The organism is Flavobacterium hydrophilum, from assembly GCF_003202405.1.
Classification (GTDB): Bacteria; Bacteroidota; Bacteroidia; order Flavobacteriales; family Flavobacteriaceae; genus Flavobacterium; species Flavobacterium hydrophilum.
The window spans coordinates 1-13,361 of record NZ_QJHL01000008.1; the positions used below are offsets into that span (position 1 = coordinate 1).

The 13,361-nt window shown below is 30.6% G+C and carries 13 protein-coding genes and 1 tRNA gene; 4 read left to right on the top strand and 10 right to left on the bottom strand.

All coding sequences use genetic code 11. From position 1 onward, the window contains the following. Both DMB68_RS21800 and DMB68_RS21805 read left to right on the top strand, forming a co-directional pair. A tRNA-Leu gene (locus tag DMB68_RS21800) sits at positions 1 to 85 on the top strand. A gap of 1,194 nt (positions 86 to 1,279) precedes the next feature. Next, positions 1,280 to 1,486 (top strand): glycosyl hydrolase, encoded by a 207-nt coding sequence (locus tag DMB68_RS21805; RefSeq protein WP_165830189.1) that lies wholly within the window; start codon positions 1,280 to 1,282, stop codon positions 1,484 to 1,486. A 386-nt stretch (positions 1,487 to 1,872) separates the two neighbouring features. On the opposite strand, the gene DMB68_RS23450 is transcribed toward DMB68_RS21805, so the two are convergent. The 3 genes from DMB68_RS23450 to DMB68_RS21810 form a co-directional block, all read right to left on the bottom strand. Then, positions 1,873 to 2,046: a hypothetical protein gene (locus DMB68_RS23450; RefSeq protein ID WP_165830190.1), complete on the bottom strand. Its 174-nt coding sequence runs from the start codon at positions 2,044 to 2,046 to the stop codon at positions 1,873 to 1,875. A 35-nt stretch (positions 2,047 to 2,081) separates the two neighbouring features. After that, positions 2,082 to 2,240 carry a hypothetical protein gene (locus tag DMB68_RS23455; RefSeq protein WP_165830191.1) on the bottom strand — a complete coding sequence of 53 codons (159 nt, stop codon included), beginning with the start codon at positions 2,238 to 2,240 and terminating at the stop codon, positions 2,082 to 2,084. Between the two features lie 114 nt (positions 2,241 to 2,354). After that, positions 2,355 to 2,819, bottom strand: a complete 465-nt coding sequence (locus DMB68_RS21810; RefSeq protein ID WP_110348745.1) for an Mpo1 family 2-hydroxy fatty acid dioxygenase — start codon at positions 2,817 to 2,819, stop codon at positions 2,355 to 2,357. Positions 2,820 to 2,983: 164 nt separating this feature from the next. Between DMB68_RS21810 and DMB68_RS21815 the strand changes: the two genes are divergently transcribed. Further along, positions 2,984 to 3,529, top strand: a complete 546-nt coding sequence (locus tag DMB68_RS21815) for a DUF4494 domain-containing protein (RefSeq protein WP_110348855.1) — start codon at positions 2,984 to 2,986, stop codon at positions 3,527 to 3,529. A gap of 647 nt (positions 3,530 to 4,176) precedes the next feature. Here the strand turns inward: DMB68_RS21815 and DMB68_RS21820 are convergent. The 7 genes from DMB68_RS21820 to DMB68_RS21850 form a co-directional block, all read right to left on the bottom strand. Then, entirely contained in the window at positions 4,177 to 5,409 is a 1,233-nt protein-coding gene (locus DMB68_RS21820) for a TMEM143 family protein (protein WP_110348746.1), read from the bottom strand. A gap of 93 nt (positions 5,410 to 5,502) precedes the next feature. Further along, positions 5,503 to 6,138 carry a hypothetical protein gene (locus tag DMB68_RS21825; RefSeq protein ID WP_110348856.1) on the bottom strand — a complete coding sequence of 212 codons (636 nt, stop codon included), beginning with the start codon at positions 6,136 to 6,138 and terminating at the stop codon, positions 5,503 to 5,505. Between the two features lie 184 nt (positions 6,139 to 6,322). Then, positions 6,323 to 8,320: a hypothetical protein gene (locus tag DMB68_RS21830; protein ID WP_110348747.1), complete on the bottom strand. Its 1,998-nt coding sequence runs from the start codon at positions 8,318 to 8,320 to the stop codon at positions 6,323 to 6,325. 2 nt (positions 8,321 to 8,322) lie between these two features. Next, positions 8,323 to 9,417 (bottom strand): S8 family serine peptidase, encoded by a 1,095-nt coding sequence (locus tag DMB68_RS21835; protein WP_110348748.1) that lies wholly within the window; start codon positions 9,415 to 9,417, stop codon positions 8,323 to 8,325. Between the two features lies 1 nt (position 9,418). After that, on the bottom strand, positions 9,419 to 10,996 hold the full coding sequence (locus DMB68_RS21840) for a hypothetical protein (protein ID WP_124019461.1): 1,578 nt from the start codon (positions 10,994 to 10,996) through the stop codon (positions 9,419 to 9,421). Between the two features lie 216 nt (positions 10,997 to 11,212). Then, positions 11,213 to 11,923: a LytR/AlgR family response regulator transcription factor gene (locus tag DMB68_RS21845; RefSeq protein WP_110348750.1), complete on the bottom strand. Its 711-nt coding sequence runs from the start codon at positions 11,921 to 11,923 to the stop codon at positions 11,213 to 11,215. Then, complete coding sequence (locus tag DMB68_RS21850) at positions 11,899 to 12,894, bottom strand: sensor histidine kinase (RefSeq protein ID WP_110348751.1); 996 nt, start codon at positions 12,892 to 12,894, stop codon at positions 11,899 to 11,901. The genes DMB68_RS21845 and DMB68_RS21850 overlap by 25 nt, the downstream gene beginning before the upstream one ends. A 184-nt stretch (positions 12,895 to 13,078) precedes the next feature. Between DMB68_RS21850 and DMB68_RS21855 the strand changes: the two genes are divergently transcribed. Then, positions 13,079 to 13,291: a hypothetical protein gene (locus tag DMB68_RS21855; protein ID WP_110348752.1), complete on the top strand. Its 213-nt coding sequence runs from the start codon at positions 13,079 to 13,081 to the stop codon at positions 13,289 to 13,291. The last annotated feature ends 70 nt before the right edge of the window (positions 13,292 to 13,361 follow it).

Here is a 13,361-nt window from a genome sequence, read left to right on the forward strand (position 1 = left end):
CTCGGATGGTGAAATTGGTAGACACGCTGGACTTAAAATCCAGTGGACAGCAATGTCCGTGCGGGTTCAAGTCCCGCTCTGAGTACTGAAAACTCCAATTGGCTATGGCTGATTGGAGTTTTTTTTTCTTAATACACCGTAAAGCCCGCCCCATAGGGTAAAGCCATAAAAACAGATACAAAATGTTCAAATCTAAATCATAATACATAAATGATTTAGATATGATGCTAAAAAAGCGGATCATTTATAGATCCGCTGTTGTTATAAAAATTTTAATGTTTTTTAGATCCCTAATCGAAAATCTTTTACATTTTTTTGTTCTAAGCTAATATCTTCAATTCACAGACAGTATAGGATATTAATATTACTTAAAAACTAAAAGATTCTAACCTCAAAACCAATAAAATAATGTTTTATAAAACAGGATTATTTTTTTTAGACTTTGTTTATTATGATCAAAGTCATGGTAAGGTTGTAAATGTTTTAGAACGATTTTAGGGAAATGGTGGAAAACGCTAAAGTTCTCAGCGTCAGAAGAAAAACGACTCTGATTAATATTTGAATGGCATATCTCTAATGCATATGTTGTCGGAGGTCCCTCGATTACAAACGAAACTGCTATGAAACAGTTTAACTTGCACAGAAACATTAATATCAGGTAGGCAATATACAGTGAAACTTTCTGAACCTTAAATAAATTTAATTTTTATAAAGACACAGCTGTTTGGTCTTTTCCTGCAGATCAGAGGGGAGGAAAATCTTCAATATTAGAGCAGGTATAAATTATATCCAATAGTAATGAAATAGATACTAAAAAACTTTTAATCCTGAATTTAATTCAATGACAAGGATTAGCAGGAACAATTCTTATGGTTATATTAATTTACATTTTTTTAAAGATTTTGAAGCACGTAGTATAACCTATAAAATGCAGCCCAGAGGAAAAACATCATCAAGTGTTACAAATAAATGTACCGGTGGCTCCATCAGAGACTTTTATAGGCATAGGTTATCGAAAGTTGCCTGATTTTGGGCAGTTAGAAGTTTCTTATGTTTAGAATAAAATATAAAAAAGTTTACGATCTCAAACCAATCTATAAGGTTCATGAAAGCAGGGGACAGAAAGCCATATCGTTTAATGTTGTTAAAGCAAAATATTACAGCCTTAATCTGCAAGATTGGTTGGAAGTTTCAGAAAAAAATCAAGAACTGCTTATAAATTTTATTGTACTCAATTCATCTGTGAAGCTGGATCAATTCGAAGAAAAATTATGTTCAGGTGATAGTTGTTACTCTGGAACTGTCCGGAAGTGGACATCTGGAATGTATTGCCATGGACAGCCATGAGGCTGGTACACAAAACTGGATAAATAAATTTATAGAGAAATTCACTGTAAGAAGAGGGTATGATCCAACACTTTATCTTCCTTCTATGATGCGATATATTATGATTGGTGTAAAAAAGAATCGGATGGCTTTCTTTTGATGTGAGGCGCGCTATTACTGATATGATATCTGATAATTATTATGGGATAACTTTTTGTTACCCAAATATAGTTGTACCATCTGATAAGTTGGAAAATGCCGGATTAATCAATGTAAGTTAGAAATAGAAAGAAATGCAGGGAATGAATTGAGTTCACGGACGAATACTGCATGAAAACAAGTAAATTTAAATCTTAAATAACTCAGCCAAAATTTTCAATTCTTTAACGCATGCTACATTAAAGGGAAGTAGGAGTTATTCTTTTACTTTTTATTAAAGCTAATCCAGCCATACGCTGTATCTTTTATGGCGAACCCCGCCATAAAAGGATGCCGCTTCTGTCTAGGCTACAGGTTCTGGTTTCAAAAAAAATATTGTAGAATAATTTATTCCCTATTCAAAACCTTTTGGAGGTAGATTAGAAAATTAGCAAATCCATTTTCTGAAAGGTTTTCCAGATCCAGCATTTTGCTTAAACCCGTATCGTAAATTTGCCAGTTCTGAATTTTTGCAAGTTTTGCTATTTCAAATAACGCCTGTTCGCCATAAAGCGAAATCATTTTGTTGCTTGCTGGTTCTTCGTCGATATAAAAGTCTATTGAAAATCATTTCCTTTAATTTCTTCTCCTTCTTCTAAACCAAAATATTCAGATATAATACGATCGAAATCTATCGGAATAAATGCTTCATCATTGATTTCATCAATCGAATTGATTTTTTGTGAAGAATTAAATAAAATTACGTCCCAACTCATAATTATAAATGTTCTAATTAAAATTCTACATTTTATTACTCAAAAACTTTTTTTGGTATCATTGTATTAAATAGCAATAAATTTCACAGCGAAATATTAAATGTAATTTGAAAATTATTTCTTAGAAAATAAATTTTCCACTACCCAGGCAGGACCAATCATTAAAAATTGAATGTCTTTAAGGAAAGATGGTTTTTTCCCTTCTATATTATGTCCATAGAATTGCCCAATCCATGCAATAGCAAAAATACCAATTGAGAATATCCATAAAGGTAAAACATGACCAATGTAATAATTCACGATTAAACAAATTGCTGAAAAAACAGCAATTTTAGCAGCCATAGCAATTGATAGTCTGATATAAAAAATAAGGACAAAAATCAATACAAAAGTGGCCCAATTTTCTATTATAGGAGCATTTAATGAAAGCGTGCTGGAAATAAAACCGCTGGGTATACTCATTAATAAGCCAACAATTGAGAAATAAATCGCGGGAACACAAACATAATGTATCGCTTTATTTTTTGGGTTTTGATGGCTAACTGCATATTCTTCAAACCATTGATCTAATGTTCTCATTTTTTTGGAATTTAGGATTATATCAAAGCTATTAAATATTTTTGAGTTTTGAGACAATTTCAAAAGCTGATTCCTGCCCTAAAATTGTGAATATCTATTTTTGGAATTGCCAATTTTTTTTCTGTGAAAATCTATCTTTGGAATCCTTAAAAAACACAAAAGAAATGAGCGCAATTTGGTACGAATGCAAAGTAAAATACAGAAAAACGGATGATATTGGATCGCAAAAGGTTACAACAGAACCTTATTTAGTAGATGCCATATCTTATACAGAAGCTGAGAGCAGAATTAATGAAGAAATGAAGGCATATGTAAGTGAAGAATTTAAAATTACCAATATAAAAGTGGCAAATTATGCAGAAATTCATCCTTTTGAAAATGCTGATCGTTGGTTTAAATCGAAAGTTTCTTTAATAGCTTTTGATGAAGAAAGTGGAAAAGAACGCAAAACAAATATGTATATACTTGTGCAGGCAAATGATGTAAAAGAGGCTTATGATAACACTGTTGCTGTTATGAAAAATACTATGGGTGATTATACTATCCCGGCAATTTCAGAATCCCCAATTATGGATGTTTTTCCTTATTTTAGTGGTGAAGAAGAAGATTTGGAGCAATTAGAAAGATTCAATGCACTTAAAGCTTCTAAACCTGAATTGGTAATTGTGGGAGAAACAGTTGAGGGTTTTACTGAAGTAGAAACTGAATAGGTTATTATGAAATAACGTGTATAAAAGAAAAAGAGGACTTATAGTTCTCTTTTTCTTTTGCTAATTAGTAAGCACTTTGTTTATTGTATATTCCGAATATATATGAAATACTTTTCAAAAGTCAGGATTTTTCAGTGACAATATTAAATATTTTCAATAGCCTGGGCGAATCCATTTTACCAAAATAAGGATAAAAATAGAAATTAAAAGAAACGAAATCCACAAGCCCAGAAGCATTTTTTTTGTCATAACATTTATGTTTTTTAATATTAACTATTTGTTAAATAATTTATCAAAAAATATATATTTTAACTTTAATGATAAATATTCATTGCAGAAACATATGTAAACTAAAAAATATTAGATTAAAACGATTTTTTTTGCCAATAAACTTTAGTTTTTTAACTGTCCAATATTACAAATAAAAATCGATAAAGTGCGAAATAAATCGATGAAATACTGATTTTTTTTCTGTTATTTTAATTCCCTACTTTAATAAGTGTCTCTACAAATTTTTTATTCGTTTTTTTTAAATATTTTGACAGATGAAATGAACGTTTGCGGTATATTAAGAATGAATGGGCCTCTTCTAAAAATAGATAGCAAAAGTTTTAAGGCTTCTGTTTAGTAGCAATTCATATAAAAAGTTATTTTTGATTATTATAATCGAAAGCTTCATCCCATAATTTATCAATTTTAATTAGAGCTTTCTCGAGAGAAATAACTTCCCATTTGCCATTGGTTTCTACTCCAAGACCAATGTTTTTTAGTTTCAATAAAGCATCTTTTACATCAAAATCAATGTTTGTGTTTAGTTTAGTTTTAAACCATGATTCTATTTGATTATCTATTTCTTCAGCTGTTAAGGGATTTTTACTTTTGTATAAAAAAGCATATGCCAGGATAGTTTCCTTGAGTACTTCTTCTTCGGATGAATTTAAAAGGGAATAAAAAGCTCCGCTATTATTTCCCAGATTTTTAAAATACAAACTGTCCGAAAGCATTTTAGAATATCTGATTTTCTTGTTTACAAAATTATTGTATTGGCGAAAACAATAAGCAGATAAAATTCCTAGTGCAATTAATCCCTGGTTTAAGGAAGTTTTACTGTTTAATAAATCAATAGCTTCACCTGTTTCATAAGCTTCATACATGTTAATCAAAGCCGGAATTACTTTGGCACTTAATAGTGAAATACCCCCAAAAATTCCAGGAACCCAAAGCAAAAGTTTGTCAGTAGTAGACATTTTGGGGATCGCATTTGGAAAAATCGTTTCAAGGTCGTTTTTAGGAACACGCTTAAAGATTTTTAAAACGATTGATCCTGGATCAACAGGGATTTTTCCTAGTTTTACTTTTTTTTTCGTAAGATAATCGGCTTCGTTATAATTTAGGTAAATCATAACCCGGTCATAATATTCGATTTCTATTTCTTTCTTCCAGAAAATATATTTTGTAACTTTTTCTTTTGTTTTGTGGTGACCGCGAACATACAATTCATATTCTTTGAAAGCATTTAAATCTATTGAAAGTTTTAAGCCAATTAAATCCGAATCCTTAAAGGCCTTGTCTAACATTTCCTGCTCTACGTGTCGATAGTTTCCATTTTCCAAAACTTTAAAAAGTGTTTTTTTAAAGATCAAAAAATCACTTTTACCAACATATGCTTTGCGTTCTTCTTCACTTAAGTCAGGATCAAATAAGGCATAATTTTGTTTTAAGTTTCGATTAAGATTAAAAGCTTCATAATGATAATAATGTTCGATGATGTCGAATAGCTTTTTAAAATCGGCTGCTTTTTTTTGATCTTCTGCAAAAGCAGCTATTTGTTGATCGAGTAAGAATTCCTTATTAAACGGAATGTAATGTTCTCGTGTCATATGAATTTTGGGACTTAATTTTAGTGGTATTCCTAAAACGCAAAAAATACCACCCTAAATTTGATTTTGAGTGGTATTTGTATAAAGTTTAGTTTATGATTTTAATATTCTAAAACGGCTCGGATACTTATCCCATAAACTTTTTTTGTTGCCATAATAATCCATAAAATCTTCACAAACAAAAACAGCATGAGCATTTGACCATGCCACAACTCCGCAAAATTCACTTCCTGAAAGGCGTTTTAATTCTTGAACCTGTTTGCCTTTTTGGAATCCTAAGTATTTGTAAATAGTTGGAGTATATACCTCGCCATCTTCTAAATCTTCCAGGGCTTTGTCAAAAGTCTTTTCTTTGTCTATAATTTGCTTGTATTTTGCCATCACAGCATAAGTTAATACCGCATAGTCTGTTATTTTTTTGCTGTCTTCATTGAGTTTAATGAATACAAAACCGGCAGAAAATTCTGCTTTCTTCAATTCATCTATTTTTAGTTGGAATGTAGCATTATTTTTTAAAGTTATCTGATATAAACTATCGGTTAGTTTCTCAGTTGTAAAAAGGTTATCTAATCCATAAATGTTTAAAGAAGCTTTAATAAAAGCAATTGAAGAACAATTTGTACGTTCTCCCTGTTTAAAGCTTTCAAATATTTGATCTGAACTCAGTTGTGCGTAAGAATTTGAGCAAACAAATATTAAAAATAAAAATGTTGAAATAATAGATCGCATTGTCAGTATGTTTTTGGAATTGTTACCCAAGTGTTTTTTTGTTGGTATTTCATGGGTTTTGCAAATCTATAAAAATCAGTTATTACTTGTATTTTTACATCTTAACTTTTTTCATAAAAAAACCTTTTGAAATTTTACTTTCAAAAGGTTTTGTCTAAATTCTAGTAAGCCTTGATTTGTTATTTTATTTTGATTTGGTGTATAGGTTAAGGAGTGGTATATCAACACATATCGAAAAGCTATAACGTAAGTATGTATTCTTTGAATAATCATTGGTTGTATCGTTAACTTTTCTAAGATTTGGTCCGACTTGGGCTCCTAAATTCAAGGATATTGGAGTTTTTGGAATCCCAACTGACCAAAATAATCCTGGTGAAAAAATATCTTTTAATTCAATTGTAGGAACTTGATCGGCTGTTTCATTAGTAAATCTATAAGAAGCTACTGCTCCCAAGTCTATAACTGAGAAAAAAAGCGTAGAAGACCATCCTTTAGTCTCTGGTATAAGATTGTGAATTGGCCACGGTAAAATGCGATTTCCTTTGCTAAATGAAAAACCTACAGGAGCAGTTAATCCATATGAATTTATTAGTGTACCATCTTCATCAACATCTTTTATATTTTCATTCCCAACAAAAAAACCGCAATAAGCATTTATGGCAACGTTCGTTTTCGTTAATCTTTTTACTCTTGAGCTGCCTACAGGCATTGCAATTTTATCTATTGCGTTGTAGACTTCATCAGAATTTTTTGCTTCAGCTATTCCGGCAATAAACGCACCTTTTTCAATAAGGAAATCTATTATTTTGTGAATGTTTTTTTTCGTATCATTGGTATTCAATACTTCAGGATCATATCGTAATTGATAAAGAATTCTAACATTAGACAATACCAGGTTGTATTTTTTTTGCTGGATGCCTGTATATATTGAATAAGTTGCGTTTGTGCCCTCTATTATAGTATCGTAATAATTCCAGAATTTTATAATTTGTTCTCTCTCTGACGGATTAGCTATAGAGTTAATAAAATCTTTTATTAATTGATTTTCCCTGAAAATAACAATTACTCTTGTAGCAGCGTCAAAGCTAAGTATATAGTCTTCGATAGTAACTTTGTCATTGTTGGCTTGTTTGGTATGAATATTGGCTAGTTGGGTTTGAGCATTTTTTATTTGTCTTACTAAGTTTTCAATGAAAGCTTTTGTTTCATCACCTTTAAGTAATAACCCGCCATAAGTTAATTGACTTGAATTACTGATTTCTATTGTATTTATTCTCTCATATAATAGTCCTAAATAGAGATTAAATGTTACTGGGTCATTTATCATTTGTTCTATTTCATCTGCTTCAACCCAATATTCTTTTGAACCTGAAACATTTGTTTTCAAAGATTGTGATACTTCCTGAATGAAGAGAATCGCATTGTTTTTTATGTCATTTATGTTGTCGTTTGTGAACTTATATTTTGCATTAGTTGTATTATATTCTTCTATTAATAAGCCTATATGTTTTCCATTTTTTAATCCATTTCCAAAATAAAGTGCAGTTAAACAAATTGATTTTAACTCTAAATGATTATTAAAGAAAGAAGCATAGTATCCGTTATTCAATACATCTTCCAGGTGAGGAAGAATAATTTCTAAGTCATTACCAAATGCTTCTCTTAGTTGTTCAATATAAGGTTCGTAATTATAAACATCTGTTGGTAATCGTTTTATTACTAAATAAGTAGTAGGGAATAAAGTTCGAATATCTTTATATTCTGGGCTATTTACTTCTTCAATAAATTTGTCAAAAAAAGCAGCTTGTAGTTCTTTTTTAGTCCGTTCAACTATAAATTTAGCAAGGCCGTCAGCAAAGCGGGTTACATTCGTAGAGCCTATGGAAGAAAAAGAAAAATTGTTATTCAGCAGTGGAGTCGGACTGCTTGAAAAACCACTTGGAGCATATTGTTTAAGAAATGGATTAGCTTTGATTATTGCTAAAAGATCTGTTTCTACATTTTTATTTGGATAATATTTTTTTAAAATAGCCACCAATGTCGTTTTATTATTGAGCAAATTATCCATCTCATCGTAGCAATTTTCTTTAATAAATTTCGCATCATAATATGGAGATATATTTTGTCCGTTTGATTTCCAGATTATTGACAATATGGAAAGGAAAATAAAGATTTTTCTCATAATTAATTGGTTATGTTATTAAAAATTTTTGTTGGAGAGATTATTTTTTGCTGAGGATTATCAATTGTTGGCTCATAGAAGTCAGATATTAATTTTTTAATGCTTGAGACTGTGTAGGTTATTCCATTTTTTTTATGATATGATATTATCAATGCACAGATTCCTGAAACAATAGCTGTGGCAACAGAGGTACTTGTTGGATATTTTTCAGGATTATTGTTTAATATATAACCATAAATGTCTTCACCAGGAGCATTAATTTCCGTTTTGGAATTAATTAATGTAACAAGTGATATTTTATTGTTTTTGTCGGAAGAACCAACAGCCAGGCAACTATTATAAAGAGCAGGATAACCTCCTCCGTTTTTATGAGTTTCACTTTCATTATTACCAATGGCTGCAATAACCAGTATGTTTTCTTTAACGGCTGTGTTAATCGCAGTTTCAACTTTATCAAATTCAAATGCATCTCCAGTGTTACTTATAGAAATAATATCTACCTTATTTCTAATAGCATCCTCTATCGAATCTGACAGGTTATTTTCTTTAAAAGCATTTTTATTTGACATCTTAGAGATATAAAGCTGAGATTCAGGAGCACAGCTAATAATATTAATTTTATTTCTTGCCCCAATAACCGAAGCACAATAAGTTCCATGTCCATCATTGTCATTAATTGTTGTTTTGCCTAAAAAACTAGGATGTAAATATGTTCCAACAACGCCATTATTAATTTCTGGATTATTGATGTTATATCCTGTATCAATTACTGCTACTTTGGCAAGATTTCCCTTTTCTTTATAATTATTCCAAATGTGATCAATACCAAGTTGTTTTATCCACCAAGGATATTCTTGTGGTAGAAGTTCGTTTAATTTTATATCTTTTCCTAATAGTGTCAACCCTAATCCACTATAAAACTGTCCCTTCCCATCGGTATACCATTTTCCTAAACTAGGATTAGGAACATCAAAAACTTCGACTAAATCAAGAATTAAACCTTCATTTACAGTCGTAATGATATTTTTGACTTTAAAATTATCAACAGGAGCTTTACGAACATTAAGCCTTGGGACTATTACTTTATATCTTTCCATACTATCCTATTGCTTCCGGGTTATTAGAATTGTGAACTGTTACCTGTATTGGTGGTGAGGTTAGAGTAGATGAAGTACTATTTCCATCTCCTGTTTCTTCCTTTTTACCCGACGCTCTAATTTTAATTAGTTTTTGTAGTAAATCGAACCAAAATGGTGCTCCAAGACAAATCCCGAAGGCAAGTAATAAATATCCTAAAGGTCTTCTTCCTTTATAAAAATTTGAAAGAACGTAAGATGCTTTAATTCTATATTGTTTTGATTTATATAACCCGATAAATGCTCGTTGATTTAATTTTATAGTGTCTTTGTAAAAAATGCTATCTTGTTTAGATATCTTTTTTAATTCTTCTAACTTTTTCTTTCCAATTATAGAAGTATCATTTTGAAATTGATTTAATAAAGCTTTTGTTTTAAAGTATTTCAGACTGTCAGTTTTTCTGATTGTATCTTTGAACCTTATAAAACATTTGCTGTATTTTTTAATATAAGTTGAGCTATCCTTTTTAAAGCCATAATCATCCCAGCCTACAGCCAATAGGTTATTAGCATCTTTTATATTTCCATCTAAATCGGCTCTTATTTTATCAATATGTTTATTGTAATTTGCTAATAATGTATCACGTTCATTTTTTTCGTCAATATAAGTGCTGTCTTGTTTTGGAGTGAGACTTTTTTTAGCTTTTTCTCTTTCGTGATTTCTAACATTTGTATTAAGTTCTTTTACCCTAGAGTCATTCTTTAGTTGGTCTGCTTCTTTAATTGCCATTTCAACAAGCTTATCTCTTGCATCTTTGTCTGTGCTGAGCTTTCCAGCGATATCAATAATATCTACATTAAAAGTTATGGCAATAGCTAGCCCAAGAAAAAACAGAATAAACTGCGTTTGTCTTTTGTACCAGCCGCTTACTCTGTTCATGCTGTCATCATACCATGTTTCTAATTGCGCTGTGAATGTTTCTATATTTTGATAACTTTTATTTAGGTATAATGCCAAAATCTTTAGGATTTCCTGGTCAATATACTCATCGTCGCAATTCTCCTTTGAATTTGCAGGTTTATTATTTTCAAGATATTTTACTAAATAATTGATTTTGGTAATGCGTGGTAAGTTTTCTAAATTAATAGTATTAGTAATACCGATTTCCTTTAGATATATTACAATATCATCTTTATGAATATTCCAGTATTCATCTAAAACTTCTATTAGTATGGTTGAAAAATTTTCTTTTGGGATATAGGAGGGTATCGAAAAACGATCACTGGAACCGTAATTTTTTATAATAGGATGATCGTAAAATTTCTCTCCTAGTTTATTTTTCTTTTTCGGTTTATAACCAATAATTAAAAAACTTAGCTCTTTAAAAAAAGTCCCAATAGATTTCAATGTGCTTTTCCAAACCCATTCGTTATTCTTGCAATTGGAGAGCATGCCGTCAATTATGCCTTTTTTTAGTGTTCTTGCTCTCAAACTAAAAAGTGTAGCTATAGCTTCGTTAATTGAAGTTGCTAATAAACTATATATGAGAAAAATAAAAATTAACCCAATTGCTGTGTCTAATACTGGAGAGTTTATCATAAGTTAAACGTAATTATTAATATGCTTTTGATCTTTTCAAATGGACAGAACTAATTTTAAAAAGGGAAATTATTTTAACATTTGTTTAAGCAAGATTACCATATTTTTTAAAAACCACACCAAGTATTTACACGGTATTTACTACAAATAAAAACAAAAAAAATACTCAAACTAATTATAGTCGAGTATTTTTATAAAATTCGTTATAACAAATTACTACTTAAAAAAACTATCTAATAAAATCTGATATTTCCTTCCTACTGGAATAATTTCATTATTGCACATCGTCAAACTTTTAAAAGTGACAGCACTAATTTTACTAACATTGACTATGTAAGAACGATGTACTTGCAGAAAATCGGTACAGTCAATTTCTGCAGAGATACTTGCCAGGGAACCGTAAATAATAATTGGAAGATTGTGTTTGGAATTGTAGAGTTTCATGTAGTTGCCCAGACTTTCTATATAAATGATATCGCTCAAAGGTATATCTGTCATTTGCCCGTTTACACGATGCGAAAGTACTTTTCCTCTTGAGGTAGTTTCTTTTTTTGCGTTGTTTCCTGAGAAATAAATTTTAGCCTTTTCGATTGCTTTTGAGAATTTTTCGAATGAAATGGGTTTCATCAAATAGTCTATAGCATCGTTTTGATAGGCCGAAAGCGCAAAGTCAGAATAAGCCGTTGTAACAATTGTAAGTGGGCGGTTGGGTTGTAATTCCATCAACTCAACACCCGAAATTACTGGCATATTGATATCAAGGAAAATAATATCGTATTTGTTCTCGTTGAGCATTTTTAGCGCTTCCATTCCGCTGAAAGCACTTCCTGAATGTTCCAGATCGTCAAATTTTGCGATATGTGAGGCGAGAGCTTTATGTGCCGGAGACTCATCATCAATAATCAGACAACGGTAGGTAAATTCCATATACTTAATTTTACGGTAAAAGTATCTTTTTCTTTTTTACAGCTTAAATCGTGTTTTAAACCATAAACTTCCAAACGCCTTTTGAGGTTTTCGATTCCGATTCCGGTGCCCGAAAGCTTCGAACCCGTCACTAAGTGATTATTTTTTAAGGTAAAAGTCAAATTTCGGCATTGCAACTTTAAATCCAGATGAATAAAAGGCTGCTGCGTTTCTGCAGAAAATTTAACGGCATTTTCTACCAATGGCAAAAAGAACAAAGGCGGAATCTCAAAATTCTCGAACGAGCCTTCGCAGTTTTGGGTAAAAACCAGTCTTTCGTTTCTAAACGTATAATAATCAATATATTTTTTTATGAAATCTGTTTCTTCATTTACAAAAACAAAATCTTTTTTGGTTGCTTCAATCTGATAACGCAAAAGATCAGAAAGATTCAGTATTCTGTCCGGTAGTTTGTCCGGTTCAGACAAAGATTCCCCATAGAGATTATTCATGGCATTCAATAAAAAATGCGGATTCAATTGTTGTTTCAAAAACGAAAGTTCCGACTTAAAATTCATGATATCCTTGTTTGTCTGTGTAATTTTTTTGGATATCATAATATGAATGAAGTAAAAGAAAGTTCCGTTGATGATAAGCGAAACGATCTGTAAAGTCTTCAGATTTCCTAAGCCGACATTTGGAAAAAACCAATTCATAAAAAAGTAAAAACCAGTCCAATAAAGTACCAGAAGCACAAAAAATATTTTTAGCTTTTTGCGAAACAAAAAAGGCTTGATTATAAAAATATTGAAGAAAGTAATCCAGATAATACAGGGAAAATATCCAACTGCTACTTTGCTTGTAATATAAAACCAATCATGTCCGTCAAGACTTATTTCATCATACACGCAGGCCAGAATGACTAAGTAGACAAGTGTATTGATGATAATATTTCGTAGAAAAAAGTTCTGGTAAATTTTTGCAATAGTCATAGCGACAAAAATACTCTAATATTATAGTTTTTAGTTATTTGTGATAAAGAATTTATACAAACGCCATTCGTATAAATCATACGCCATTGGTATAAAAAAACTATTATAATAACGATGTCTGATTTATTTTTGATGTCGGTTTACCAAAAATAAATTCAGGTTTTTAAGATTTAAAAAGATAGCTATGATTGTTGAAATTTTTAAAACAAACGTTCAGAAAGTAACGGAAACCAATTATATTATTGCAGTAATAAAAAGAGCATTTCCGGCTTATAAAGTAAACTTTGATTTAGAAGACTGCGATAAAATCCTCCGTGTTGAAGGTGTGGAACTGCAATATGACAATATTATCGATTATGTAAATTATCTCGGTTATACTTGTGTGCGTTTAGAATAAATTTACTGCAACGTAAACAAGTTTAAATATGTGCTTATATCTGCTTTTTTGAAGGTATTTTGCATAATAA